Consider the following 25,616-nt stretch of genomic DNA (forward strand, 5'->3'; position numbering starts at 1 on the left):
AAGCCTATAATGAACCATCATGGCCTCCCAATCTCAACTTGAAACACTGATCGAACTGGCCCGCCGCGAAACCGACGACGCCGCCAAGCGCCTGGGCATGGCCCTGAAGGCGGTAGCGGACGCCGAGGAGAAACTGAACATGCTGGTGGGCTACCGCGACGAATACGGCAAGCGTTTCGAAGCCAGCCAGCTGGCCGGCATCACGCCCATGGCTTACCGCAACTTCCAGGCTTTCATGGAGAAGCTGGACACCGCGATCAAAGGCCAGGAAGAAGTGTTGCGCCACAGCCAGCGCAAGGGCGAGCAGGAGAAATGCATGTGGCAGGACGCGGAGCGCAAGCGCATGTCCTACTCCACGCTGAACGACCGCGCGCAGGCGCAGGCGCTCAAGCAGGAAGCCAAGCGCGACCAGAAGGCCATGGACGAACACGCCGCAAGGCAATCATTCTATAAACGTTAATTCAAGTACATCACCATACGGCGCCAACATGCAGACACCGCTCATCACGACCACCACCGGCACCGGTGCGAATTCCGGCGCGCCAGCGGCCAGGGCCGCGTCGCCGGCGCCGGACAACCAGTTCCAGCAGGCATTGACGCGCCAGATCGAGCAGCGCCAGGCGTGGATGCGCCAGGCAGCGCCGGCCGGCGCGGCCAGCCCGGCCAAGCCGGCCCAGCAGCAAAACGCCAGCCGCGCCGCCAGCCAGAACCAGCAGGCCCGTTCCGCCGCGCAAGCCAAGCCGGCAGCGCCGCAGCAGCCGGCCAACGCATCCGCGAATGCCAACGCCGCCACTGCGTCCGCGAACGCGGCCAATGCTTCGGCGGCGTCCGCCAAGTCCGGCACCGCCGCGAACCCGTCCGCCCGTCCGGCCGACGCAGCCACGGACGGCCAGCCGGCCGGCGCCGCCAATGGCGCGGCCCAGGCGGCAGGCGGCGCGCCGCCGGACGCCAGCACACATGCCCAGGCAGGCCAGGACAGCGGCACAGCAGCAGGCGGTGACGCTGCCGCCGGCGCCGCCGATGCAGCCGCAGCGGAAGCCGCGGCAGCGCAAGCCGCGGCCGATCCGATGGCCGCCATGCTGGCCCTGATGGCAGCCTTCAATCCGCAAGCTGCCCCGGCAAGCGCCAGCGCGGCGGACGCCGGCGCCGCAGGCGCAACCGCAAGCGCCACCGCCACCGCCAAGCCCGCCGATGCGCTTGCAGGCTTGCTGCCGGACGCCGCACAGGTCCAGCCGGAAGCGGCCGCCGCGCAGGCCGATGGCGCCATCGCGCTGGAGACACAGACTGCCGACGCAGCCCCATCGGCCATCGACGCTGCCGCCATCAAGGCCGCGCTGGAGGCTGCCTCCAAGCACCGGGCCGACGCGCAGCCGCAAGACGCAACCGATGCCGGCAGCGGCCGCGCGCAAGCCGCGCCGGACGCCGCGGCGCAAGCCCGGGCCGGCAGCGCCCAGCCGGGCGCCGATGCCCTGCCGGCCGCCGCGCGCGACGCCAAAACCGATTTCGCCGCCCTGCTGGAGGACGCCGCGCCAGCCGCCGCCGCGCAGCCCACCGTGGCGCCCGCCGCGCAAGCCCAGCTGGCCACCACCCAGGCCGCCAGCGCAGCCAACCCGGCCGCATCGAACCAGCTGCCGGCGCGCGTGGGCACTTCGGCCTGGGACCAGCAGGTGGGCCAGAAAGTGGTGTGGATGGTGGGCGGCGGCGAGCAGAGCGCCACGCTGGAACTGAATCCGCCCGACCTAGGCCCGCTGCAGGTGGTGCTGAACGTGTCGAACGACTCGGCCAGCGCCAGCTTCACCTCGGCCCAGCCGGAAGTGCGCGCCGCGCTGGAAGCGGCCATGCCGCGCCTGCGTGAAATGATGAGCGAGGCCGGCATCCAGCTGGGCAACGCCACCGTGTCGGCCGGCATGTCGGATCAAAACAACGGCTTCGACCAGGCGCAGGCCCGGTCGGCGCAGCAAGGCGGCGGCCGGGGCGGCCGCGCCGGCATGGGCGGCGACAGCGGCAGCGACGATGGCGCACCTGTTGCGCCGGCGCCGCGCCAGCGCGCGCTCGGCATGGTCGATACCTTCGCCTGACCATCCTGACCGGCACCCAAGGCGTGCCATAATGGCGACATGATCCACTTGAGCTGCAAGGGTAACTTTGAAAGCGAATCCAAAATTAAAAGCGGAACCTAAGGCAGAGGCTGCCGCTCCGGCCAATTCGAAGAAGCTGGTGCTGATCCTCGGCCTGGTTGCCGTGCTGGCCGCAGCCGGCGGCGGCGGCGCCTGGTTCATGCTCAAGGGCGGCGACGAAGCGCCCACCAAGCAAAAGAAAGCCGCCTCGCACAAGGCAGGCCCGCCGGTGTACGTGACGATAGAACCGTTCACCGTCAACCTGCAGCCGGAAAACGGCGAGCAGTACCTGCAGCTGGCCTTCACCCTGCAGGTGGGCGGCCTGGAGGAAGTGGAAGTCATCAAGAACAATATGCCCAAGGTGCGCAGCCGTTTGCTGCTGCTGTTGTCGAGCAAGAAGGCGTCCGAGATCAACACGCCCGAAGGCAAGCAGCAGCTGAGCGCCGAAATCATGGAGCAGGTGCGCGCGCCGTTCGAAGACCGCGGCCCGCAGCAGGACGTGACGGAGGTGCTGTTTACCTCCTTCATCATTCAGTAACCCGTATTAGCAAAGCCCAACCAGTAGAAAGCCATGGCTGATAATTTTCTCTCCCAGGAAGAAGTTGATGCCCTTTTAAAGGGCGTCAATGGCGACCAGGACGACGCTGCGGCGCCGGAAGAAGTCGCGGGAGTCAGAACCTATAACCTGGCCACCCAGGAGCGCATCGTCCGGGGCCGGATGCCGACGCTCGAGATCATCAACGAGCGCTTCGCGCGCCTGCTGCGCGTGGGCCTGTTCAACTTCCTGCGCCGCAGCGCCGAGGTGTCGGTGGGGTCGGTGCGGGTCTCCAAATACAGCGAGTTCATCCGCAACCTGGTGGTGCCGACCAACCTCAACCTGGTGCACATGAAGCCGCTGCGCGGCACCGCGCTGATGGTGTTCGACCCGGGCCTGGTGTTCCTGCTGGTGGACAATCTGTTCGGCGGCGACGGCCGCTTCCACACCCGCGTCGAGGGCCGCGACTTCACGCAGACCGAGCAGCGCATCATCCTGCGCATCCTCGATATCGTGTTCGAGGCTTACACCAAGTCGTGGGAGCCGGTGTACCCGGTGGAATTCGAGTACATCCGCTCGGAAATGAATACGCAGTTCGCCAACATCGCCACGCCGAACGAGGTGGTGGTGGCGTCCACCTTCACGGTGGAGCTGGGTTCGGTGTCCGGCCAGATCCACTTCTGCATGCCGTATTCGATGATCGAACCGATCCGCGACGCGCTGACCTCCTCGCTGCAGGGCGAGGCGCTGGAAGTGGACAAGCGCTGGATACGCCTGATGACGCAGCAGATCCAGATCGCCGAGGTGGAGCTGGTCGCTTCGCTGGGCACGGCCAAGGTGTCGTTCGACGAAATCCTGAACATGCGCGTGGGCGACATCATCCCGCTCAATATCCCGGAAAGCATAGAGGCCACCGTGGACGGCGTGCCGGTGCTGGACTGCACCTACGGGGTGCTGAACGGCCAGTACGCATTAAAAGTAGAGAAATTACTGGCGAACGCCGATAATACTAAGTAATTCTGGAGAGAAACATGTCGGATAATCAAGACGATCAAAGCTTGGATGATGATTGGGGCGCCGCGATCGCCGAGCAGGCCAAGGCGGAAGCCGAGGCGCTGCAGAACCAGCAGGCGGCCGCGCAGGCGGCCGTGTTCCAGGACTTTTCCAAGCAGCCTTCGAAGACCGAGACGCACAACGATATCGATTTCATCCTCGATATCCCGGTGCAGCTGACGGTGGAACTGGGCCGCACCAAGATCGCCATCAAGAACCTGCTGCAGCTGGCGCAGGGCTCGGTGGTGGAACTGGACGGCCTGGCCGGCGAGCCGATGGACGTGCTGGTAAACGGCTGCCTGATCGCCCAGGGCGAAGTGGTGGTGGTGAACGACAAGTTCGGTATCCGCCTGACCGACATCATTACGCCTTCCGAACGCATCCGAAAACTGAATAAATGAAGCCTGCTTTCCCGTTTGCCGCGTCCACGGCCGCCCTGGCCGCGCTGGCTGCGGCCGCCGTGTTCGCCGCAACCCCGGCGCTGGCGGCGCAAACCGCCTCCGGTTCGATTTCGTCCCCCGCAAAGCCCGCCGCCGCGCCCGACCCGGCCGCCCTGCCCGCCGCCGCGCAAGCGGGCAGCGCCGCCGCTGCCGCCACCGCGGCGACCACCGCTGCGGCCACCACCGGCATGGCCAACGCCGGCAACGCGACCGCCACGGCGCCGGCCGCCCCTGCCTCCCTGCCGGCCGCCACGCCCGAACAGCAAGCCGCGCTGGCCGGCGCCCGCCCTGCCCCGGCCGGCATCGACCCGGCACAGGCGCCCACCGCCACCGGCAGCCTGCTGACTACGGTCTTCTCGCTGATCCTGGTGCTGGCCCTGCTGGTCGGCCTGGCCTGGCTGCTGAAGCGCTTCGGCCCGAAAACCATCACCGGCGGCGCCAACGTCAAGCTGGTCGGCGCGCTCAGCGTCGGCGCGCGCGAGCGCATCCTGGTGGTGGAAGTGGGCGAGCACTGGATCGTCGTGGGCGCCTCGCCCGGCCGCATGAACTCGCTGGCCACCTTGCCGCGCCAGGAAAACGCTGCCGCGTTCGACAACGCCACGGGCGCGCCCGGCGCCCTGCCCGGCGCCAACTTCGCCGAATGGTTCAAACAGACGATAGAAAAACGTAATGGCAAATAAGCAAGGCAAGTCCGCCGCCGTCCTGAAGTGCCTGCTGGCGGCGGGCCTGGCGGCCGTGCCGCTGTGGGCCGGCGCCGATCCGACCATCCCGGCCTTCACGGCCACCCCGGCCGGCGGCGGCGGCACCAACTACGGCCTGTCGCTGCAGACGCTGATCCTGATGACGGCGCTGACCTTCATCCCGGCCGCGCTGCTGATGATGACCAGCTTTACCCGCATCATCATCGTACTGTCGCTGCTGCGCCAGGCCATGGGCACGCAGTCGGCGCCGCCCAACCAGGTGATGGTGGGCCTGGCGCTGTTCCTGACCCTGTTCGTGATGGGGCCGGTGCTCGACAAGATTTACGGCGAAGCCTATCTGCCGCTGCAGGACGGCAAGATCACCATGCAGCAGGCGCTGGAGAAAGGCGCCGCGCCGCTCAAGTCCTTCATGCTCAGGCAGACCCGCCAGGCCGACCTGGCGCTGTTCGTCAAGCTGTCGCGCACACCGGCGCTGCAAGGCCCGGAAGACGTGCCGCTGCGCGTGCTGATCCCCGCCTTCGTCACCAGCGAACTGAAGACCGCATTCCAGATCGGCTTTGCCATCTTCATCCCCTTCCTCATCATCGACATGGTGGTGGCGTCGGTGCTGATGTCCATGGGCATGATGATGATGTCGCCCGCCGTCATTTCGCTGCCCTTCAAGCTGATGCTGTTCGTGCTGGTGGACGGCTGGCAACTGCTGATCGGCTCGCTGGCCCAGAGTTTCTACTGATGAAGGAGCGCGCATGACACCCGAAAGCGTCATGACGATGGGCCGCATCGCCATGGAGGTGACCCTGATGGTGGCCGCGCCCATGCTGCTGGTGGCGCTGGTGATCGGCCTGGTGGTGTCCATCTTCCAGGCCGCCACCCAGATCAACGAAGCCACGCTGTCCTTCATCCCCAAGCTGGTGGGTGTGTTCGTGGCGCTGGTGGTGGCCGGGCCGTGGATGCTGTCGGTCATGCTGGACTATATGCGCAATGTGTTCACAGGCATCCCCGGCCTGGTCAACTAGCGGTTGCGCCCGGTGATTACGCTCTCCACCGCCGACATCAACACGTGGATCGCCTCCCTGCTGTGGCCGCTCACGCGCATCCTCGGCCTGATTTCCGCCGCGCCCGTGTTCGGCAACCGCGCCGTGCCCACCACCGTCAAGGTGGCGCTGGGCGTGCTGCTGGCCATGGTGATCGCGCCCACCGTCCCGGCCATGCCGGCCGCCGACCCCATGTCCTATGCCGGCCTGCTGATCCTGGTGCAGGAACTGCTGGTGGGCGTGGCCATGGGCTTCACCTTGCGCATCGTGCTGGCCGCCATTGAGATGGCCGGCGAGATCAGCAGCCTGACCATGGGCCTGGGCTTTGCCACCTTCTTCGATCCCAACACCCAGGGCCGCTCGTCGGCCATCAGCCAGTTTCTGGCGCTGGTGGCCACGCTGGCCTTCCTGTCGGTGAACGGCCACCTGGTGCTGCTGTCGGCGCTGGCCGAGAGCTTCCAGACGCTGCCGGTGTCCGGCGTGCCGGTCGCCGGCGGCGGCTTCAAGCATGTGGCGGACTGGGGCGGACGGGTGTTCAGCGCCGGCATGCAACTGGCGCTGCCCATCGTGGCCGCGCTGCTCATTACCAACGTGGCACTGGGGATATTGACGCGGGCCGCGCCGCAGCTGAACCTGTTCGGCATCGGCTTCCCGATCACGCTGGGTATCGGTTTCCTGGTGCTGGCCATGACCTTGCCCTACATGGCCACGCCGCTGGAGAAGCTGTTCAACCAGGGCATAGAGAGCGCACGGCAGTTCCCGCGCAGCTGGGCCGAGCGCGAGCCGCGCCCGCCGCAGCCGGCGCCGGCCGCGCCGCGCGGCCAGGGGATGTAATCAGCCGATGTAATTGAACAGCGACAAGCCTGTCAGCGTCTTGTACGACTTCTGCGCCGCTTCCAGGTTGATCTGCTGCTGGGTGAACAGGGAAATGGCCTGGATGGTGTCCACTTCCGTCAGGTTGGACAAGGTGGTGGCGTATTGGATGTTCAGGTCGTCCCCGGAACTGTCCAGGTAGTCCAGTTCTTTCAGGCGCGCGCCCAGCGAGGCCCGCACCGACAGCAGGTTGTCCGAGGCGTTGTCGATATTCGAATTCACCTGGTTCAGCACGTTGCTCAGGCGTGCCTGGCCCGCCGGACCTTCGCCGTTCTGGCGCAGCGCCGCCAGCAGCTCCTTCATGGTCTCGAACACGGATTTCTTGTCGCTCGGGTCCACTGTGAAACTGTCCTGGTCCGCCGGATCGCCCTTGATCTCGAACTGCAGGCCGTCGAAGCTGATGCTCTGGCCGCTCACATAGGGGATGGGGTCGGCCGGGTCCGGCGCGGGCGGTACCGGCGTCCCCGCCGTCAGGTCCATCACCGTGTATGTGGTCACCTTGGGCACGCCCGGCGTGGCCGGCACCACCGTAAAGTTGATGGCGTACTGGTGGTTGGTCAGCGCGCTGGCGTTCGTCACGGCGCCCGGCGAAATAATGCCGGTGCCGCCGCGATCGTAATTGGCCGGATCGGCGCCGGTCTTGAAACTGCCGTTGCCGGTGTTGTTGTTCTCAAAAATGGCGGTGCCCGAATCGGTGATGCTGATGCTGCGCGACGATCCCACCTGCAGCACGCGCTCGCCCTGGTCGCCCTGGTAGGCAGCCCCAGTGGGGGTGAGCGAAAACGGAATGCTGTCCTTGAAGCCGGAAAAGATGTAGCCGCCAGAGCCGTCCGCCGTATTGGCAATACCCAGTAGATCCTGCAGCCGCCCTTCCAGCTCCACCGCAAGCGATTCGCGGTCCTTATTGGTCATGGTGCCGTTGCCGGCGTCCACTGCCAGCTTCTTGATGTCTTGGTACAAGGCGGTGGCCGAACTCAGCGCCACTTCCTCGGTCGACAGCGAGGCGCGCGCGTTGGAGCGGTTGGTGGCCAGTTGCGTGTTGATCGATTGCGACTGCGTCACTTCCAGCGCGCGCGCCGAGGCGATCGGGTCGTCGGCCGGGGTCAGCACGCGGCGGCCGGTGGCCAGCTGCTGCTGGGTCTTGGCCAGCGATGACTGCAGCGTGCCGAGCTGGCCCACGCCGTTGTCAAAGATGGTCTTGGAACTGATGCGCATGCTCATGATCGCTCTTCCTTGCTTCTCATACTTAGTTGCCCAGGCTCAGCAGCGTGTCGAACAGCGTGCTGGCGATTTGCATCACCTTGCCCGAGGCCTGGTAGGCTTGCTGGTAACGCAGCAGGTTGGCCGCTTCCTCGTCCAGGTTAACGCCCGACACGCTCTGTTGCGCGTTGGACGCCTGCTTGACCGCCGCTTCCGCCGCGCTGGCGCCTATCATCACTTCGCTGGTCTTGTTGCCGACGAAGTTGACCATGGACGCGTAGGCGCTCTGGTAGGTGGTCTTGCCGCCGTTCAGGATATTCTTCGATTGCAGGTCGCCCAGCAAGGCGCCATTGCGGTTGTCGCGCGTGCCGCCGGTGTTGGGGGCGACCGAGAAAGTGTCGCCGTTGGCCGGCGTGCCGCTGATGGCGATGTTGATGCCGCCGAAACTGATGCTGGCGCCGTCGGTGTAGGGCACGTTGGTGCCGGCCGGATAGGTAGTGCTCACGCCGTTGGCCGTCACCACCACGTCCTGCGTGGCCGGGAAGCCGCTCAGCTCGCCCGTTGCGGCGTCGTAGCTCAGGGTGACCGGCCCGGTCAGCGGATTGCCCGGCGTCAGGTAGTTGGCATCCACCGTGCCCGGGGTGATTTTGCCGTTGCCGGTGTTGGCCAGCGGCGCGTTGGTGACGATGGGCGCGGCCAGCGCGATCTTGCCGACGTCGGTCAGCGCCACCTTGAAATCGGACGCCGCCTGGAAGGTCGGACGGATCTGGAAGTGGTCGCCCGGCTCGGGCGTGCCGCTCAGCGTGTATTCCACGCCGTCCACCATTTGCGGCCCGGTGGTCTGCGGATAGGTCAGGATGGTGGCCTGGCCGTCCGAGGCGCGCGTGAGCACGTAGTTGGTGCCGTCGAAATTGAGGTCGTAGTCGCTGGTGGTGAGCGCGCTGGCGTCCTTCACCACGCCGCTGATGACGGCCGTGCTCAGGTCCGAGTTGCGGCTGTCCACGCCGACATAGGCGTTAATATCGGCAAAGAAATTGCCGCCCAGCGCGCCGTTGCGGTCCTGGCCCAGCTTGTGCTGCGCGTTGAAACTGGCCGCCAGGCCGGCTGCCACCTGGCCCAGCTCATTCTGCGCGCGGTCCAACGCGCCGCTGCGGAACTCCAGCAGGCCGCCCAGCTGGCCGCCGCTCAGCGCGCCCTCGGGCAGCGGCGAGATCTGGTTGCCGGTCGAATACCCCACCGTCACACGGCTGACGTCGGTCAGCGAAGGCGTGGTGGCCAGTTCGAAATTGCGGTTGCCGATCACCAGCGGCTGGCCGGTGCCGATGGACACGGTCAGCGTGTTCGAGTCGCCCTTGACCACGTTGACCTTGACCAGTTTGTTGAGCTCGCTGATCAGCTGGTCGCGCTGGTCCAGCAGGTCGTTCGGCGCCTTGGACGGGTCCACCGTCAGGCCGGCGATGTCGTTGTTCAGCTTGCCGATCTGCTCGGCATAGGAGTTGATCTGGGTGACGGTGGCCGTGATCTGGCTGTTGACGCCGTCGCTGATCTCGTTGAGGCGGTCGTTCAGCCCCTGGAAGCGGGCCGCCAGCGTGTTGGCGGTGGACAGCATGGCGCTGCGCGAGGCGTCCGTGGCCGCGTTCGCGGTGGCGTCCTGCACGCCCTTGAAGAAATCCTGCAGCGCCGGCGACAGGCCGGAGGTGCTGTCGGCCAGCAAGTTGTCGATCTGGCTGACCTGGGCGTAGAAGCTGTTCAGGCTGGCGGCATTGGTTTCCGCCCCCAGCAGCTGCTTGGTCAGGAAATCGTCGTACTGGCGCTTGATCTGGGTGACCTCGGTGCCAGTGCCGATGAAAAAGTTGCCGCTGCCCTGCGGCGGCGTGTTGGACTGCACAACGGTCTGGCGGCTGTATCCCGGCACGTTGGCGTTGGCGATATTGTGCCCCGTGGTGGACAGGCCTACCTGTGCCGCCAGCAAGCCGCTTTTGCCGATGCTGAGAAGACTGGACATGGTGTTTACTTTCTTTATCTGGTTAGTCTACGGCAGCGGCTGCCAAAACTTGAAATTCATGTGGGCAACAGTGCGCCCTTTGTTATGCTTCAGGCAATTCAGGCAAGCGATTGCTGGATAATGCGCGTCAGTTTGCTGGCGTACTGCGGGTCGGTGGCATAGCCGGCTTTCTGCAGGCCGTGTGCGAATTTGCTGGCGTCGCCGGCGCTGGCCAGGACTTTTTCGTAGCGCGGGTTATCAGTAAGCAACTTCGCGTAATCCTTGAAACTATCCGCATAACTGTCGTAGGCGCGGAAACGCTCCACGCGCTGCTGCGGCTTGCCGTTCACGTATTCGGTCGTGACGGCCTCGACCGTCTTGCCTTTCCAGCCCGGCCCGGCCTTGATGCCGAACAGATTGTGGCTGTTGCTGCCGTCGCGGCCCTTGATTTCGCGCTTGCCCCAGCCGCTCTCGAGCGCGGCCTGGCCCAGCATGAACTTGGCCGGGATGCCGGTGGCCTTGGCGGCCTCGTCGGCGTGGCTGCCCAGCTTGGACTGGAAGGCGCGCACATGGGCCGCCTGGGACCCCTTGCCGCTGTCCATGGCGGCCGCGCTGCCGCCGGGCACGCCGGCCTGGGCCTCGGCCCTGGACGCCGCCGCCGCGCCGCCGGCCGCCTCGATGGCGCGCTGCAGTTTTGCCGCCACCGCCGCGCTGGCCACGTTGCCGGCGTTGTGGATGCCGGACGCGTCCGACGCGGCCGGCTCGGCGCCCAGCGCCAGCGCCTGCTCGTTCTGTTTCGACAACTGCCGCACCAGGATGTCGGACAGGCCGACACCCTTCTTGGCCAGGTTCTGGCTGGTCTGCTGGTCCAGCATGGACGTGAACATCTTGGTCTGCTGGTTGTCCAGCATGCCTTCGCCGGGCGAGGCCTCGCGCATGCTCTTCATCATCATGTTGATGAACATGGCTTCGAATTGGGTGGCCGCGCCCTTCAGCGCTTCCGGCGAGCCGGCGTTGGCGCCCTTGCGCAGCGCGCCGGCGCCCTTGACGTCGGCCGCCAGCGTGTTGCTCAGGTCGTTTGAGGCGGGAACCGCGCTCGGGCTCTGGCGTATCATGGCGGCGTCCTCAAATGATCTCGAGTTCGGCGCGCAGCGAACCGGCGGCCTTCATTGCCTGCAGGATGGCCAGCAAGTCCTGCGGCGTGGCGCCGATGGCGTTGAGCGCCTTGACCACGTCCGACAGCTGGGCGCCGCCCTTGACCAGCATCACCTTGCCGCTGTCCTTCTTGATGTCGATGGTCGGATTTTGCGTGACCACGGTCTGGCCGCCGGACAGCGGCCCCGGCTGGCTGACCTGGGTATCGGTGGAGACCGACACCGTCAGGTTGCCGTGCGAAATGGCGCAGGTTTCCAGCGACACGGCCTGGTTCATCACCACCGAGCCGGTGCGCGCGTTCATGATGACCTTGGCGGCCATCTGGGCCGGGTTCACCTGCAGGTTTTCGAGCGTGCCGATGAAGGCCACGCGCTGGTCGCTGCTGGAGGGCGACTGCACGCGGATCACGCGGCCGTCCAGCGCGTAGGCGATGCCGGCGCCGAACTTGTCGTTGATGGCGTCCACCACCCGGCTGGCGGTGGAGAAATCGGTGGTGTTCAGTTCCAGGCGGATCTGGTTGCCCTCGCCCAGCGCGCTCGGCACGGCGCGCTCGACCGTGGCGCCGCCGGAAATGCGGCCCACGCTCAGGTGGTTCACCACCACCGAGGCGCCGCCCGACTGCGCGCCCACGCCGCCCACCAGCACATTGCCCTGCGCCATGCCGTACACCTGGCCGTCGGCGCCCTTGAGCGGCGTCATCAGCAACGTGCCGCCGCGCAGGCTTTTCGCGTTGCCCATGGACGAGACGGTCACGTCCATCAGCTGGCCCGGCTGGGCGAACGGCGGCAGCGACGTGGTCACCATGACGGCAGCCACGTTCTTCAGCTGCAAGGTGTTGGCCGCAGGCAGGGTGATGCCCATTTGCTGCAGCATGGACATCACGGTCTGCACCGTGAACGGGGTCTGGGTGGTCTGGTCGCCGGTGCCGTCCAGGCCGATCACCAGGCCGTAGCCCATCAGCTGGTTCTGGCGCACGCCGGCCACGCTGGCCAGGTCTTTCAGGCGCTCGGCGTGGGCCGCCGGGGCGGCGCCGGCCAGCACGCACAGGGCGGCCAGCGCGGCGGCGAGGAGTCGGGTCGATTTGTTCATGATCAGAAAGGCAGGACGCTGAGGAAGAAACGGGCCGCCATGGAGTTCATTTCGGCGCGGTCGATCTTGGCGCTGGTGCGGTATTCCACGCGCGCATCGGCCACGGCGGTCGAGGCCACGGTGTTACCGCTGCCGATGGTGTCCGGATTGACCATGCCGGAGAAGCGGATGTACTCCACGCCCTTGTCCAGCGCAATCTGCTTCTCGCCGGCCACGATCAGGTTGCCGTTCGGCAGGACCTCGACCACGGTGGCGCCCATGGTGCCGGTGAAGGTGTTGCTGGCGCTCTGGCTGGCGTTGTCGGCGAATTTGTTGTCGGCGCTGGTGGTAATCTGGCTGCCGAACGTGCCGGCCAGCTGGCCCGGCGCCTTGAAGTTGACGCTGCCCGACTTGCCGCCGGCGCTGGCGCCGTTCTTGCCGGCCGAGGTGCGCTCGGTGATGACGATGTTGATCACGTCGCCCACCAGGCGCGCGCGGCGGTCTTCGAAGTGCGGACGGTAAGCCTGCACCTGGAAGATGGCGCCGTTGGTCGGCGCGGCCATCTGGGCCTGCGTCAGCGGGCGCGCGGTGGTCTCGCCCTGCACGATGGAGGTCGGCGCGGTGCCGCAGCCGGCCAGCGCCAGCAGAGTCGCAACGGTAGCGTACGTTTTCATGGGAGCACTCCTTACAGCTGCGACAGCTTGGCCAGCATCTGGTCCGAGGTCGTGATGGCCTTGCTGTTGATTTCGTAGGCGCGCTGGGTCTGGATCATGTTGACCATCTCCTCCACCACGTTGACGTTGGAGGTTTCCACGTAGCCCTGCAGGATCACGCCGGTGCCGTTGGTGCCGGGCGTGTTGTTCTGGGCCGCGCCGGAGGCGCCGGTTTCCACGTACAGGTTCTCGCCCTTCGATTCCAGGCCGGTGGGATTGATGAAGGTGGACAGCTGGATGCTGCCGATCTGCTGCGGCGCGGTCTGGCCCGGCAGGGTGACGGACACGGTGCCGTCGCGGCCCACGGTGATGCTGTTGGCGTTGATCGGGATGGTGATGGCCGGCTGCAGCACGAAGCCGCTGGAGGTCACCATCTGGCCGTTGCTGTCGCGCTGGAAGGAGCCGTCGCGGGTGTAGCCGGTGGTGCCGTCGGGCAGCAGCACGTTGAAGAAGCCGTTGCCGTTGACCATCAGGTCTTTATCGTTGCCGGTCGCCTGCGGGTTGCCCTGGGTGTGGATGCGCTCGATGGCCACCGGGCGCACGCCGGTGCCCACCTGCATGCCGGACGGCAGCTGCGTCTGCTGCGACGATTGCGCGCCGGGCTGGCGCACGTTCTGGTACAGCAAGTCCTCGAACACGGCGCGCGATTTCTTGAAACCGTTGGTGCTGACGTTGGCCAGATTGTTGGAAACCGTGTCCAGCGCGGTCTGCTGCGCTTCCATGCCGGTCTTGGCTATCCACAGCGATCGTATCATTTGCTTTCTCCCTTAATGGCGTGGCAGCCGGAGCTTTTTCCACGCCACCATTATGCAGGGGGCAGCGTTAAGTCAAAGCGAGGATCTGGGTGGCTTTCGCGGCGTTATTCTCGGCATTCTTCAGCAAGCTCATTTGCGTTTCGAACTGGCGCCCGAGCGAAATCATGTTGACCATGGCATCCACCGGATTGACGTTGCTGCCCTCGAGCGCGCCGTCCACCAAGCGCACGTTGACGTCCGGCGCGGCAGGCAAGCCGCTGCTCTGGCGAAACAGGCCGTCGGTGCCGCGCTCCAGGCCCTTGGTGTCCGGATTGACCAGCTTGATGCGCCCCAGCACGTTGGCCGGGCCGGGCTTGGTCTGGCTGGTGTCGATGGCGCTGACGGTGCCGTCGGCGGCGATGGCCACCTCGGTCTGCGGCGGAATGGCGACCGGGCCGTTCTCGCCCATCAGGGTCTGGCCGCTGGTGGTTTGCAGCAGGCCGTTCTCGCTGACCTTCAGGCTGCCGTTGCGGGTGTACGCCTCGGTGCCGTCGGCCGCCTGCACCGCCATCCAGCCATCGCCGCGCAAGGCCACGTCGAGCGCGCGCCCGGTGGTCTGGATCGGCCCGGCGCGGAAGTCCGCGCCAACGGTGGAATCGACCACGAAGGTCCGCGTCGGCAAGCCCTCCGACTGCACCGGCACCGCGCGGAACGAGTCCAGCTGGGCGCGGAAGCCGGTGGTGGTGGCGTTGGCCAGGTTGTTCGACGTGGTGGCCTGCTGCTCCAGGATATGCCTGGCGCCGGTCATGGCGGTGTAGACGAGGCGGTCCATGGCTGCCTTCCCTTATCTTATTAACGCAGGTTGACCAGCGTCTGCAGGACCTGGTCCTGGGTCTTGATGGTCTGCGAGTTGGCCTGGTAGACGCGCTGCGCCGTGATCATGTTGACCAGTTCGGCCGTCAGGTCCACGTTCGACGTTTCCACCGAGGCCGAGCGCAGCTGGCCGTTGCCGCCGGTGCCAGGCGTGCCCACCTGCGGCGTGCCCGAGGCCGAGCTTTCCGCCCAGGCGTTGTTGCCCAGCGGGGTCAGTCCGTCCGGGTTGGCGAAGGTGACCAGCACGATCTGGCCCAGCGGACGCGACTTGCCGTTGCTGTACTGGCCCAGGATCACGCCGTCGGCGCCGGCCGCGAAGCGCTCCAGGTGGCCGGACGAGTAGCCGTCCTGCGTGGACGCCTTCTCGCTGGTGGCCGTGCCGTACTGGGTGGTGCCGGTGAACGAGGTTTCAATCACCAGCGGCTCGATGGAACCGGTATCCGGGAAAATCGGCAGGGTGATGCTGATCGGCAGCGACTGCGGCGGGGTCAACCCTGCCATGGCGGTGGTGCTGATCGAGCCCTTCTGGTCGAACACCAGCGTGCCCACCTTGCTGGCGGGCGCGGACACCGCGGCCGCCAGCGCCTCGTTGATCTTGTCCGGATTGGTGCCGACTATGGCGCCGACGTCGGTGGGGCCGTTGAAGGCGGCATTCAGCCTGTCGATCTGGGCCTGGCTGACGTTGGGCAGCCCGGCCAGCTCGGCCGCCATCAGCGTGCCGGCGGCAAGCGAATAGGCGGTGTTGGCGGCGGCGATCGCGGCCGGGTCGCCGGTCAGCACGGCAGCCTGATAGTCCGCGCGCAGCGGTTTCAGCGTGGCGTCGTTGTTGACGATGGCAGCCACGGCCGCTGCCGCCTGCTCCACACCGTCGCTGGCCACGTACACGTCCCAGGTGTTGGCGTCGGTCTTGACGTAGAAAGTGGACATCACGTGCGCATTGCCCAGGCTGTCATACACGTCCAGCACAGTCTGCTTGTTATAGGTCAGCGGGTCGAGCGCGTTGAACGGCACCTTCTCCGGCACCTTGCTGCGCGAGTCCAGGTTCAGCTCGAAGTTGGCCTTGGTGGTCTGCACCGGCACCAGGTCGGCCGTGTCGATCTTGATCGGGCCGGGCGCGCCCTGCAGCACCACGCCGTCCTTGGTCACCGGGTAGCCGGTCAGCGCATTGCCCTGGGCATTGATGATGGTGCCGGTCTTGTCGAGCTGGAACTGGCCGTTGCGGCTGTACTGCACGCCGCCGCTGGGCGTAGTGGTGCGGAAGAAGCCGCCGCCGTTAATGGAAATGTCCAGCGGGTTGTTGGACGTTTCGATATTGCCCTGCGTGAACTGCTGCGCCAGGCGCGACACCGACACGCCGATGCCGGCGTTATTGCCGCTCACGCCGTTCAGCGAGTTCGCGTACAGGTCGGCGAATTGCGCTTGCGAGCCCTTGAAACCCACGGTGCTGGCGTTGGCGATGTTGTTGCCGATGACGTCCAGCGATTTGGCTGCGGCATTCAGGCCGCTGAGTCCTTGTTGGAACATGATTTCCCCTATGCGTTGTGGGTGACGAAGTGGTTACAGAGTGGTTACAGGATTTGCTTGATGTCGGACATGCTCAGCTGTCCGGACGTGGGCACGTTCAGCTTGACGCCGCCGGCGCCGGTGGACACGCTGGCCACCACGCCGAACTGCAGCCCAATGGCGTCCTTCAGGACCTTGCCGCCGGAGCGCGCTTCGACGCTGAACACGTAGTTACCGTTGGGCAGCGTGGTGCCGTTGGCCTGCTTGCCGTCCCAGGTGATGGGCAGGGTGCCGGCCGGCTGGTCTTCCAGCTGGATGGTGGCCACTTCCTTGCCGGCGGCGGTCTTGATGACGATGTCCACCGTGTCGGCCGGCGAGCCGAGGTCGATGCCCAGGATGGCCTTGCCGTCCGCCAAGCCGACATTCTTGCCTTCGGACAGCACGCCGTGGTTGATCATGCCGGCCGCCTGCACGTTCTCGGCCGACTGGTAGCTCGACTTGAGCGACTCCAGCGTGGTGTTCAGCTTGTTCACGCCGGTCACCGTGGACAGCTGCGCCAGTTGGCTGGTGATCTGCGCGTTGTCCAGCGGGCTCATCGGGTCCTGGTTTTTCAGCTGCGTGACCAGCAGCGTCATGAACTTGTCGGTATCGGCCTGCACGCTGTCGGTGGCGGCGGCTTTTTTCGGGTTGACGGCATTCAGCAGCACGTCGCTGACGGGTGCGGCGGTAGTGGCGGCAGTAGGCATCGATTTCTCTTTCTATTCTATGTTTATTGACCGATGGTCAGCGTCTTCAGCAGCAAGGTCTTGGCCGCGTTCATGGTTTCCACGTTGGTCTGGTAGGAGCGCGAGGCCGACAGCATGTTGACCATCTCGTCCACCACGTTCACATTGGGCATGCTGACATAGCCCTTCTCATCGGCCATCGGATGCTTGGGGTCGTACACCTGCTTGAGCGGCGACGGATCCTCGATCACACGCTGCACCTTGACCCCGGTGGACGCGCCGCCATTGGCGGCCGGCTGCGCCTCGAACACCACCTGCTTGGCACGGTAGGCCTCGCCGCTCGCGCTGGTGGCGCTGTCGGCATTGGCCAGGTTGCTGGCCACCACGTTCAAGCGCTGCGCCTGCGCGCTCATGGCCGAACCGGAAACATTGAAAATACTAAACAGCGACATGATTATTGACCTCCCTGGATCGCCGCCATCAAGCCCTTGATCTGGGAATTGATCAGCGTAATGCCCGCTTCGTAGCGCAGCGCGTTGTCGGCGAACTGGTTGCGTTCCACATCCATGTCCACCGTGTTGCCGTCCACCGCGCCCTGCACGATGCCGCGGTATTGCAGCGGCGTGCCGTCGGGCAGCGTGCCAGCTCCTTGCTGGGGGACAGGGAAATGCTTGGCCGCTGTCGTCTTCAAAGGCTGGGCCGCGCCGGCCATGGCACTGGTCAGCGCGGCCGTGAAATCGATGTCCTTGGCCTTGTAGTTCGGCGTGTCCGCGTTGGCGATGTTAGACGCCAGCACGGTCTGGCGCTGCGAGCGCAGGCTCAGGGCCGTCTCGTTAAAGCGCATGAATTCGTCCAGTTTCCCTAACATCGCAACCTCCCGCCCACTTTCTATTGGTGACAGGATCGATGATACGGACGGGCACGGCTGCTTGATCGTGGGAGCAGCCCCGGATTTGCCGTCTTATTCCCCGCTTCGGCCACGCGCGCGGCGGCTATCATGGCCACATTCGAAGGGAACCGCCATGACACGCACACTGATCACCGCCTTATTACTGCTGAGCGCCGCCGCCCACGCCACGGCCCAGCCGCCGGCCGCGCCGGCGCGCCAGGACCTGGGCGCCGTGCGCCAAGCCGTGGAGCAGTTCCTGCAGACGCAAACGGTGGGCTTGCCCGGTACGGTGGCCGTCAGCGTCGGCGCCATCGACCAGCGCATGGCGCTGGCCCCCTGCCCCCAGCTGCAGACCTTTTCATGCCCGGCGCGCGCGCCTGGGGCAAAACCACGGTGGGCGTGCGCTGTGCGGCCCCTGCCGCGTGGACGGTGTATATTCAAGCCAATGTGACCGTGCAGGCCGACTACGTGGCCAGCGCCGTGCCGCTGGCCCAGGGCCAGGCCATCGAAGCGGGCCAGCTGGTGCTGGTCAAGGGCGATTTGACAACCTTGCCAGCAGGCATAGCCACCGACATCAGCCAGGTGGTCGGCCGCAGCAGCAACGCGTCCCTGGCGGCCGGCACGCCGATGCGGCTCGACACGCTGCGCAGCAAGCCGGTGATCCAGGCCGGGCAACTGGTGCGGCTGGTGTCGGGCGGCGCCGGATTCCGCGTGTCGGCCGAGGCGCGCGCGGTCGCCACCGCGTCCGAAGGACAGATGGTGCAGGTGCGGACCGCTGGCGGACAGCAGGTCAGCGGGGTGGCGAAAGCCGGAGGATTGGTGGAAGTAGCGTTCTGAAATCGCTAAAGTTTATGGTCACGGCGCCGTTAATGACTCAGATCCCGGGGTTTTTATACCCCAAACAGATGAGGATATTGCTGTGAAAATTAACGACTCAGTCAAGAGCACGCCCGGCCTGCCGGCCTCGCCTGCGACGAACACCACCGCGCGCGGCGCCGACAAGGCCAGCACCGCCCCGATCAGCACCGACAGCGTAAAACTGTCGGCCCAGGGCCAGGCCATGGCCGCCAGCAGCGCCGCCGGCAGCAGCGCCGTGTTCGACACGAAAAAAGTAGAACGCATCAAGCTTGCGATTGCCGATGGGCAGTTCCAGGTCAACTCGGAAAAAGTGGCGGACGGCTTGCTGGAGACAGTCAAGGATCTGCTGCACTCACGTAAAAGATAGGTAAATCATGCACTCCGTCACGCCCATGTCCAGCCTGCGCGAAGAACAGCGCGTTATTACCGAACTGCTGGAAGTGTTGAAGCAGGAACAACAGCAACTGCTGGCGGCGGACATCGATGGATTGACGGCATTGACGCCACGGAAATCTTCCCTGGTCAACGACATGGCCGTGCTGGCCAGCCAGCGCCACAATGCGCTGGGCGCGGCAGGCTACAAGGCGGAAGAAGCCGGCATGGAAGCCTGGCTGGCCGCCAGCGGCGACGCCGCGGCCGCCCCGCTGTGGACCCAGGTGCTGGAACAGACGCGCCAGGCCAAAGAACTGAACCGCGTGAACGGCACCCTCATCAGCAAGCACCTCAGTCACACCCAGGGCGCGCTGCAAGCGCTGCGCCCCCAGACCCAAGGCAATTTCTACGGCCCCAGCGGCCAACCCACCTCCGCCACGCCGCGCCGCGGCTTCCTGGCCGGTTGATGCACATCAATCATCATTGATTCTCGTCAGTTGCGCTGATGCATTTTATGCGGAGACTCGCATAATGCATTCATGCAAACATTTACCTCCCTTGCCGCCGGCGCCCTGGCGCTGACCCTCGCCGCAGCGGCCGCGGCCACACCTGCGCCAGCCGTGCCGGTGACGGCCGCGCTCGACGGCGAGCGCCTCGGCCTCTACGACGGCAGCCAGTTCCGCTACGGCGACGGCCGCTGCGACGGCTGCGCGCCCGGGCAAGCCCTGTGGTACTTCCAGCAAGAAGGCCTGGCCCTGCCACACCAGCCATCGCGCACCGGGGCCCCCGCACTGCCCGACCTGGTCTGGCTGGGCGCGCCGCAACTGGTGCCGCAAGCGCGCCTGGCGCCCTCCGGCCAGGCGCTGCACGCGGCCGGCGCAGCGCCGCTGCCCATGCGGCTGGCGCCCAAGATCGCCTCCAACCGTTCCTACTTCGACGCCAGCACGCTGGACTTCTTCCGCCAGCGCGACGTGCGCGTGCGCGGCACCCTGCGCGAGCAGTCCGGCCAGCCCGTCTTCGAAGCGCGCACCATCTGGCCGCGCGACTACACCATCGACGCCGCCGCGCTGCGCCCGCAGCCGCTCTCGCCCAGCGACAGCCTGACCGCCTTTGTGCGCCGCGAAAACGGCGGCGCGCGCAGCAGCTACGCCACGCGCCTGGTCTGGGAACGCCAGCCCGGCGCCGTACGCGACTGGGCCGGCAAAGCCGTGCTGGCCATCATGCTCAACGGCGCCCAGGGCGACGACGACGAAGCCTACGGTGGCCACTTCGCCGTCGCCACCGGCCGCCTGGGCCAGCGCGGCGAATGGGCCGACTGGATGGTCAACAACTTCTACAACCTCGACAGCTACAGCGAGAAAGGCATCATTGCCGCCATGGTTCCGATGGACAACTACCTGATGGACCTCAACAGCGGCCAGCAATACTACCGGCCCTCGACCATGCTGGTGGCCGTGCTGCGCGACGCGCGCACCGCGCAGGCCTACCAGAGCCGCATCCAGGCCACCTTCCGCCGCTTCTACCGGCACGAATTCAGCTACCGCCACGCCGCCGCCAACTGCGCCGGCATCAGCATGGACGTGTTCAAGGCACTCGGCTGGCACGTGCCCGAGCAAGGCCCGACCAGTCGCCTGAAAGCCATCGGCGCCTACGGCTACAAGGCCGCCAAAGACCTCAGCCTGGCCAGTGGGCGCAAGGCCTACGACTATTTCACCGAAGAGCAGACCCGGCTCTACCCCGCCGTCGCCTTCGCCGCGCTTGGCCAGGACCTGCTGACGCTGCTGGACAGCCCGGCCCCCGGCCGCCCGCTGAGCGCCTACGAGCAGCAGCTGCAGGCCGACGTGGAAGCGCTGGTACTGGTGCGCATCCCGCAAGTGCCATCGAGCCGCGCGTTCGGCTCCGCGCCCGTGTTCTCCATCGACGAATATTTGGCGCGCGCGCCGCAGGACGAATCCCAGTGGCAGATCGTCCCCGTCCCGCCGCGCCCCTTCCCGGCCGAGCTGCGCGAAGGCACGGCGGCGGCCGCCGAAACCAGTCTGCCGATACCGGCCCCCATCAGCGGCCTGCTGCTCGGCATAGCCGGCGCAGGCTTCGGCTGGCACTGGCGCCGCCGCAAAAAAAATGGGGTCAGGGTTAATTAATTGGGAAATAGTTTCCCGAAAAATTAACCCTGGCCCCATTTTTCAGGAAATAGTTGCTCGGATAATTAACCCTGACCCCATTTTCAAGGGGGGGTGGTGGGGACTTCGGTGGCGGGGTCGGGGATGCCGGAGAGGATGGTGACGGCGACGCGGCGGTTGCGGGCGCGGCCTTCGGGCTGGTCGTTCGGGGCAACGGGGTAGTTGTCGGCGTGGCCGACTGCCGTCAGCCGCGCCGGGGCGACGCCGGCGTCGATGAACAGGCGCACCACGGCGCCGGCGCGCGAGGCGGAGAGCTCCCAGTTGGAGGGGAAGTTGTTGTTGCGGATGGGCTGGTTGTCGGTGTGGCCTTCGACTTGCACGGCATGCGGGTCTTCTTTCAGCAGCACGGCCACCGCCCGCAAGGCTTCGCGCGAGCTGGCCGTCAGCACGGCCGCCCCGGGGTCGAACAGCACGCTGGCGTTGATTTCCACGCTCACGCCGCGGCTGTTCTGCGTGACCCGCACCTTGCCCTCTTTGACCAGCGGCGCCAGCGTCGACAGCAGGTCCTGCGCCAGCTTGGTCATCTGCTCCTTTTCCTTGCGCAACAGCTCGGTGCGCCGGCGCAGCGCGGGATTGGGGATGGGGCAGGTTCTGCACTTGCGTGTTGATGGGCTTGGCCGAGCCCTGGCCGCCGAAGGCGTCGCCCAGCGCGTCCGAGAAGATCTTGTACTTGCCGGTGTTGACGGCGGCGATCGAGTACATCACCACGAAGAAGGCGAACAGCAGGGTGATGAAGTCGGCGTAGGAGATCAGCCAGCGCTCGTGGTTTTCCGGCTCGTCGTCGAACTTCCTGCGGGCGCGGCGCTGCATGTCAGTGGTACTCGCGCAGCAGGGTGGCGATGCGTTCGTCGATCACGCGGCTGTGGTCGCCCGTGGCGATGTCGTAGAACACGGCGGCGGCGATCTCCTGCTGGTGCACGTGCTGCGTGACGATGTTCTTGAGCTTGTTGGCGATCGGGTAGAACACCAGGTTGGCCAGGCCCACGCCGTAAATCGTGGAGACGAAGGCGATGGCGATGCCCGAGCCCAGCTTGGCCGGGTCGGCCAGGTTTTCCATCACCTGGATCAGGCCCAGCACGGCGCCCAGGATGCCGATCGTGGGCGAGTAGCCGGCCGCCGACTCCCAGATGCGCACCGCTTGCCGCTCGGCCGCCTCGTAGGCGCTGATCTCGGTGTCGAGCAGGTTGCGCAGCTTGTCGGGATTGATGCCGTCGACGATCAGGCGCAGGCCCTTGACGTTGAACTTGTCCTTCGAGGCCAGCATGTGGCGCTCCAGCGCCAGCATGCCGTCGCGCTTGGCGGTGGCGTTCCAGGCGCCGATCTCGCGCGCCAGCGTGATGCGGCTGTCCGGCGGCGGCGCCACGATCCAGCGCGCCATGCGCAGGCCGCGCACGAAGGTGGCCGGCCTGGTCTGCAGCAGCACCGCGCCCAGGGTGCCGATCACCACAATGGCGAACGCGGCCGGCTGGAGCAGCGAGCTCAGCTTGCCGCCTTCGAGGCCCTGGCCGATCAGCACGCCGGCCACGCCCAGTATCAGTCCTGCTATGCTGGCCCAGTCCATGCCTGCTCCCGTAACGAGGCGCGCAGCCGCGCTACCGCTTGCGTATGCAGCTGCGATACGCGTGATTCGGAGACGCCCATGACGGCGCCGATTTCCTTCAAGTTCAATTCTTCTTCGTAGTACAAGCCCATCAGCATCTTCTCGCGCGGCGGCAGCGCGTCGATGGCGTCGATCACGGCCTGGCGGAAATCGGTGTCGAGCAGCGCGCGCAGCGGGTCGGCGTCCTCGTCGCTGTGGAAGCGGTCGAGAAAGCTTTCGCCGCCCTCGTCGTCGCGGAAGTCTTCGTAGTAGATCAGCTGGTGGCCGCCGCCTTCGGACAGCATTTCCTGGTAGTCGGCCAGCGACAGCTTGAGCGACTTGGCCACTTCCGATTCGCTCGGCGGGCGGCCCAGGCGCTGCTGCAGCGTGGCCATGGCGGTTTCGATCTTGCGCATGTCCTGGCGCATGCTGCGCGGCATCCAGTCGCTGTTGCGCAGCTCGTCGAGCATGGCGCCGCGAATGCGCATCACCGCATAGGTTTCAAACTGGGCGCCGTGGGTTTCTTCGTAGCGGTTGATAGCATCGAGCAAGCCTATCATGCCGGCCTGGACCAGGTCGTCCACCTCTACGCTGGGTGGTAATTTGGCCTTCATATGGTGGGCCAGCCGCTTCACCAGCGGCATGTGCTCCGTCAGCAGCGAGTTCTTGTCCGCTTTCCCTTTGGCCGTGTACATATCGTTCTAGTTTTTCTCAGACGCTAAAATGGTTGCTACTCCCCGTACGGAATTGAGGCGCACCGGCCAGCGCCAAACGGCCTGCCAGTTGCCGGAACGCGACCGATGCACCGGCCAGCGGAAACGCATCGACCACCGCGCGCCCAAGGCGCGCCGCGCGCTGCAGGTACTCGTCGGCCGGCACCGAACCCATGGAAACCAGGGTCACGGCCAGGTATCGGCTCGCCGCTTGCGCCATATTATCGTAAACCACCTTTGCTTCGGCCTCGGATGCGCCCGTTACCACGATGCCGAAGGGCCGGCGGCCCAGTTCGTGGTTCAGGCGCTTGATCATGCTGTAGGCGTTTTTGATCGAGGTGGCGCTGTTCGAGACCTGCACCACGATGTCGGAACTGGCCATCACCGGCACCGGGAATGCCTCGCCGTCGAACTCGCCGTCCACGATCACCAGGCCGGTCTGCTTGGCCAGCACGTCGAAGGCCTTGGCCAGGCGGCGCGTCTCGTCCGGGCCGGAGCGGGCCACGCCGCGTGTCATGGATACCACACCGAAGCCTTGCGGCACCTGGTGGATCACCTGGTTCAGGCCGCACTCCTGGCGCGCCACGTCCAGCAGGCTGGCGCCGTCATCCACACCGAGGCGCGAGGCCACGCCGTGCGCGCTGGCGCAGGCATCCACCAGCAGCACGTCGTTGCCGGCGCGCGCCAGCGAGGCGCCCAGGTTGACCAGCATGGAACCCTTGTCGTCCTGCGGGGTGGCGGAGAGGAAGGTGACGATGCGCGGCTGCGGGCCAGCCAGCATGCGGCGCAGGCCTTCGGCCTGGTCGAAATCGAAGTTAGCCAAGGCGCACCTCGCGCAGCGCGAAATCATTGGCTGCGTTGGCCGCATGGCCGGCGGCGGCCATCACCAGCGGCAGTTCGCTGTCGGCGTACTGGCTGGCGGCGCTGCCCGGCTTGAGGCGGAAGGCGCGCTCGATCAGGGCGGCGGGGTCGGCCAGGTGCAGGTCCTCCGGCACCCGCTGGCCGCTGGACACGTAGAACATGTTCAGTTTCTGGCGGATCACCACGTCCAGCACGTTGCCAAGGGATGCGGCTTCGTCCAGCTTGGTCATGATGCAGCCGGCCAGGCCGCTGCCCTGGTAGGCGCGCACCACTTCGTTCAGGGTTTCCTGGGTGGAGGTGGCGTTCAGGCACAGCAGGCGCTTGACGTTGGCATCCGTGCCTTGCAGCATGGCCACCTGCTCGGCCACCATGTGGTCGCGCTGGCTCACGCCGACGGTGTCGATCAGCACGGTATGCTTGTTCTTCAGTTCTTTCAGCGCGATGCGCAGGTCGGCCTCGTCCTTCACCGAGTGCACCATCACGCCCAGGATCTTGCCGTAGATGCGCAGCTGTTCGTGGGCGCCGATACGGTAGGCGTCGGTGGTGATCAGCGCCAGCTTGTCCGGGCCGTGGCGCATCACGCAGCGCGCGGCCAGCTTGGCGGTGCTGGTGGTCTTGCCGACGCCGGTGGGGCCGACCAGGGCGAACACGCCGCCCTGCTCGATCAGCGCGTCCTCGTTGGCGATGGCCGACAGGTTGCGGGTCAGCACGGTTTTAATCCAGCGCAGGCTGTCGGCGGCGTCGCGGCTGGCCGGCAGCTTGTCGATCAGGTAGCGCGCCAGGCTGGCCGAAAAGCCGGCCGCCAGCAGTTCGCGCAGCACGGCGGCCTTTTGCGGCTCGCGCTGCTGGGTCGAACCCCAGGACAGCTCGGCCAGCTGGGTTTCCATCATGCCGCGCATGGCGCGGATCTCGTTCATCATGCCGCTCATCTCGGCGGCCGCGTTGGCCTTGGCGCTGTTGACGGCGTCGGCCACCAGGGCGCTGATGCGCTCCATGTCCAGCGACGGCGCGGGCGCCGGGGCAGGTGCCGGCACGGGGATGCGCGGCGCCGGTGCCGCCATGCGCGGTGCGGGGCGCGCCGCAGGCGCGGGCGCGATGGCGGCGGCCGGCGCCAGCGGCGCCAGGTAGGACGGCGTCTCGGGCAAATCCAGGTAGGGTTCGGGACGCGCCATCGGCGAGTCCGGGGATGGCAGCGCCAGCGAAGCGGCGTCGTCGTTGGCGAGGGCCAGGATTTCCACTTCGCCATCGGTAGGACGGTTCGACAAGATCACCGCATCCGGCCCCAGGGCCTCGCGTACTTTGCGCAGCGCTTCGCGCGATGTAGGTGCAGTAAATTTTTTGACGTTCATGACCGGTTTCCCCTGTTACACGAGTGCCGCGACTTCAAGTCGGACGCGGCTCACTCTCATGCTTGCATTATTACTGGTGCACAGGAGAAACGATCGGGGGAACAGGG

General features: G+C 66.3%; 29 protein-coding genes and 1 pseudogene. 14 read left to right on the forward strand and 16 right to left on the reverse strand.

The annotated features are described in order from the left end of the window. Nucleotides 1-19: 19 nt before the first annotated feature. From fliJ to fliR, 9 genes are all read left to right on the forward strand, one after another. Nucleotides 20-460: a flagellar export protein FliJ gene (gene fliJ / locus ACFJI2_RS19930; protein WP_377701560.1), complete on the forward strand. Its 441-nt coding sequence runs from the start codon at nucleotides 20-22 to the stop codon at nucleotides 458-460. A 28-nt stretch (nucleotides 461-488) separates the two neighbouring features. After that, nucleotides 489-2,078: a flagellar hook-length control protein FliK gene (locus ACFJI2_RS19935; RefSeq protein WP_377701561.1), complete on the forward strand. Its 1,590-nt coding sequence runs from the start codon at nucleotides 489-491 to the stop codon at nucleotides 2,076-2,078. A gap of 67 nt (nucleotides 2,079-2,145) precedes the next feature. Continuing rightward, complete coding sequence (gene fliL, locus ACFJI2_RS19940; RefSeq protein WP_377701562.1) at nucleotides 2,146-2,655, forward strand: flagellar basal body-associated protein FliL; 510 nt, start codon at nucleotides 2,146-2,148, stop codon at nucleotides 2,653-2,655. Nucleotides 2,656-2,688: 33 nt separating this feature from the next. Then, complete coding sequence (gene fliM / locus ACFJI2_RS19945) at nucleotides 2,689-3,669, forward strand: flagellar motor switch protein FliM (protein WP_025595560.1); 981 nt, start codon at nucleotides 2,689-2,691, stop codon at nucleotides 3,667-3,669. A gap of 14 nt (nucleotides 3,670-3,683) precedes the next feature. Further along, on the forward strand, nucleotides 3,684-4,106 hold the full coding sequence (gene fliN, locus ACFJI2_RS19950) for a flagellar motor switch protein FliN (RefSeq protein ID WP_025595558.1): 423 nt from the start codon (nucleotides 3,684-3,686) through the stop codon (nucleotides 4,104-4,106). Beyond that, a complete protein-coding gene (gene fliO / locus ACFJI2_RS19955; RefSeq protein ID WP_377701563.1) occupies nucleotides 4,103-4,825 on the forward strand; it encodes a flagellar biosynthetic protein FliO in 723 nt (240 codons plus the stop codon). The genes fliN and fliO overlap by 4 nt, the downstream gene beginning before the upstream one ends. Continuing rightward, on the forward strand, nucleotides 4,815-5,579 hold the full coding sequence (fliP, locus tag ACFJI2_RS19960) for a flagellar type III secretion system pore protein FliP (RefSeq protein ID WP_107872718.1): 765 nt from the start codon (nucleotides 4,815-4,817) through the stop codon (nucleotides 5,577-5,579). Before fliO ends, fliP begins: the two co-directional genes overlap by 11 nt. Before the next feature lie 13 nt (nucleotides 5,580-5,592). Further along, a complete protein-coding gene (gene fliQ / locus ACFJI2_RS19965) occupies nucleotides 5,593-5,862 on the forward strand; it encodes a flagellar biosynthesis protein FliQ (protein ID WP_025595552.1) in 270 nt (89 codons plus the stop codon). Nucleotides 5,863-5,874: 12 nt separating this feature from the next. After that, on the forward strand, nucleotides 5,875-6,714 hold the full coding sequence (gene fliR / locus ACFJI2_RS19970; RefSeq protein ID WP_377701564.1) for a flagellar biosynthetic protein FliR: 840 nt from the start codon (nucleotides 5,875-5,877) through the stop codon (nucleotides 6,712-6,714). Here fliR and flgL read toward each other — a convergent pair whose 3' ends face one another. From flgL to flgB, 11 genes are all read right to left on the reverse strand, one after another. Continuing rightward, on the reverse strand, nucleotides 6,715-7,974 hold the full coding sequence (gene flgL / locus ACFJI2_RS19975) for a flagellar hook-associated protein FlgL (protein ID WP_377701565.1): 1,260 nt from the start codon (nucleotides 7,972-7,974) through the stop codon (nucleotides 6,715-6,717). 25 nt (nucleotides 7,975-7,999) lie between these two features. After that, on the reverse strand, nucleotides 8,000-9,958 hold the full coding sequence (gene flgK / locus ACFJI2_RS19980) for a flagellar hook-associated protein FlgK (protein WP_377701566.1): 1,959 nt from the start codon (nucleotides 9,956-9,958) through the stop codon (nucleotides 8,000-8,002). A 98-nt stretch (nucleotides 9,959-10,056) separates the two neighbouring features. After that, nucleotides 10,057-11,052, reverse strand: coding sequence for a flagellar assembly peptidoglycan hydrolase FlgJ (flgJ, locus tag ACFJI2_RS19985; protein WP_377701567.1), 996 nt, complete (start codon nucleotides 11,050-11,052; stop codon nucleotides 10,057-10,059). A gap of 10 nt (nucleotides 11,053-11,062) precedes the next feature. After that, entirely contained in the window at nucleotides 11,063-12,181 is a 1,119-nt protein-coding gene (locus ACFJI2_RS19990; protein WP_107980876.1) for a flagellar basal body P-ring protein FlgI, read from the reverse strand. A 2-nt stretch (nucleotides 12,182-12,183) separates the two neighbouring features. After that, complete coding sequence (locus ACFJI2_RS19995; protein ID WP_025595542.1) at nucleotides 12,184-12,834, reverse strand: flagellar basal body L-ring protein FlgH; 651 nt, start codon at nucleotides 12,832-12,834, stop codon at nucleotides 12,184-12,186. 11 nt (nucleotides 12,835-12,845) lie between these two features. Then, nucleotides 12,846-13,628 carry a flagellar basal-body rod protein FlgG gene (gene flgG, locus ACFJI2_RS20000; RefSeq protein ID WP_025595540.1) on the reverse strand — a complete coding sequence of 261 codons (783 nt, stop codon included), beginning with the start codon at nucleotides 13,626-13,628 and terminating at the stop codon, nucleotides 12,846-12,848. 67 nt (nucleotides 13,629-13,695) lie between these two features. After that, nucleotides 13,696-14,439: a flagellar basal-body rod protein FlgF gene (flgF, locus tag ACFJI2_RS20005; protein WP_377701568.1), complete on the reverse strand. Its 744-nt coding sequence runs from the start codon at nucleotides 14,437-14,439 to the stop codon at nucleotides 13,696-13,698. A gap of 20 nt (nucleotides 14,440-14,459) precedes the next feature. Further along, on the reverse strand, nucleotides 14,460-16,004 hold the full coding sequence (locus ACFJI2_RS20010; protein WP_377701569.1) for a flagellar hook protein FlgE: 1,545 nt from the start codon (nucleotides 16,002-16,004) through the stop codon (nucleotides 14,460-14,462). Between the two features lie 44 nt (nucleotides 16,005-16,048). Further along, nucleotides 16,049-16,729, reverse strand: a complete 681-nt coding sequence (locus tag ACFJI2_RS20015) for a flagellar hook assembly protein FlgD (protein ID WP_377701570.1) — start codon at nucleotides 16,727-16,729, stop codon at nucleotides 16,049-16,051. A 23-nt stretch (nucleotides 16,730-16,752) separates the two neighbouring features. Beyond that, complete coding sequence (flgC, locus tag ACFJI2_RS20020; RefSeq protein WP_025595533.1) at nucleotides 16,753-17,160, reverse strand: flagellar basal body rod protein FlgC; 408 nt, start codon at nucleotides 17,158-17,160, stop codon at nucleotides 16,753-16,755. A 2-nt stretch (nucleotides 17,161-17,162) separates the two neighbouring features. Next, nucleotides 17,163-17,576, reverse strand: coding sequence for a flagellar basal body rod protein FlgB (gene flgB, locus ACFJI2_RS20025; RefSeq protein ID WP_107872734.1), 414 nt, complete (start codon nucleotides 17,574-17,576; stop codon nucleotides 17,163-17,165). Nucleotides 17,577-17,730: 154 nt separating this feature from the next. Between flgB and ACFJI2_RS20030 the strand changes: the two genes are divergently transcribed. The 5 genes from ACFJI2_RS20030 to ACFJI2_RS20050 all read left to right on the forward strand — a co-directional run bounded on the left by ACFJI2_RS20030 (nucleotide 17,731) and on the right by ACFJI2_RS20050 (nucleotide 20,968). Continuing rightward, nucleotides 17,731-18,048: a hypothetical protein gene (locus ACFJI2_RS20030; RefSeq protein ID WP_377701572.1), complete on the forward strand. Its 318-nt coding sequence runs from the start codon at nucleotides 17,731-17,733 to the stop codon at nucleotides 18,046-18,048. Beyond that, nucleotides 17,958-18,434, forward strand: a complete 477-nt coding sequence (flgA, locus tag ACFJI2_RS20035; RefSeq protein ID WP_377701573.1) for a flagellar basal body P-ring formation chaperone FlgA — start codon at nucleotides 17,958-17,960, stop codon at nucleotides 18,432-18,434. The genes ACFJI2_RS20030 and flgA overlap by 91 nt, the downstream gene beginning before the upstream one ends. Nucleotides 18,435-18,516: 82 nt before the next feature. Continuing rightward, on the forward strand, nucleotides 18,517-18,822 hold the full coding sequence (gene flgM / locus ACFJI2_RS20040) for a flagellar biosynthesis anti-sigma factor FlgM (protein ID WP_025595528.1): 306 nt from the start codon (nucleotides 18,517-18,519) through the stop codon (nucleotides 18,820-18,822). A 7-nt stretch (nucleotides 18,823-18,829) separates the two neighbouring features. Continuing rightward, nucleotides 18,830-19,294, forward strand: a complete 465-nt coding sequence (locus ACFJI2_RS20045; RefSeq protein WP_377701574.1) for a flagella synthesis protein FlgN — start codon at nucleotides 18,830-18,832, stop codon at nucleotides 19,292-19,294. Between the two features lie 72 nt (nucleotides 19,295-19,366). Continuing rightward, entirely contained in the window at nucleotides 19,367-20,968 is a 1,602-nt protein-coding gene (locus tag ACFJI2_RS20050; RefSeq protein WP_377701575.1) for a hypothetical protein, read from the forward strand. A gap of 83 nt (nucleotides 20,969-21,051) precedes the next feature. Here the strand turns inward: ACFJI2_RS20050 and motD are convergent. From motD to flhF, 5 genes and pseudogenes are all read right to left on the reverse strand, one after another. Further along, nucleotides 21,052-21,817, reverse strand: a pseudogene (gene motD, locus ACFJI2_RS20055) (flagellar motor protein MotD). Nucleotide 21,818: 1 nt separating this feature from the next. Further along, on the reverse strand, nucleotides 21,819-22,568 hold the full coding sequence (locus tag ACFJI2_RS20060; RefSeq protein ID WP_025595523.1) for a flagellar motor protein: 750 nt from the start codon (nucleotides 22,566-22,568) through the stop codon (nucleotides 21,819-21,821). Continuing rightward, the gene (locus ACFJI2_RS20065; RefSeq protein WP_025595522.1) at nucleotides 22,550-23,281 is read right to left on the reverse strand and encodes an RNA polymerase sigma factor FliA; all 732 of its coding nucleotides are present in this window, start codon (nucleotides 23,279-23,281) and stop codon (nucleotides 22,550-22,552) included. Before ACFJI2_RS20065 ends, ACFJI2_RS20060 begins: the two co-directional genes overlap by 19 nt. Before the next feature lie 16 nt (nucleotides 23,282-23,297). After that, nucleotides 23,298-24,122 carry an antiactivator of flagellar biosynthesis FleN protein gene (locus tag ACFJI2_RS20070; protein ID WP_025595520.1) on the reverse strand — a complete coding sequence of 275 codons (825 nt, stop codon included), beginning with the start codon at nucleotides 24,120-24,122 and terminating at the stop codon, nucleotides 23,298-23,300. Further along, nucleotides 24,115-25,509 carry a flagellar biosynthesis protein FlhF gene (gene flhF / locus ACFJI2_RS20075; protein ID WP_377701577.1) on the reverse strand — a complete coding sequence of 465 codons (1,395 nt, stop codon included), beginning with the start codon at nucleotides 25,507-25,509 and terminating at the stop codon, nucleotides 24,115-24,117. The genes ACFJI2_RS20070 and flhF overlap by 8 nt, the downstream gene beginning before the upstream one ends. Nucleotides 25,510-25,616 lie beyond the last annotated feature (107 nt).

This window comes from Pseudoduganella sp. UC29_71 (assembly GCF_042693265.1).
GTDB lineage: Bacteria > Pseudomonadota > Gammaproteobacteria > Burkholderiales > Burkholderiaceae_D > Rugamonas.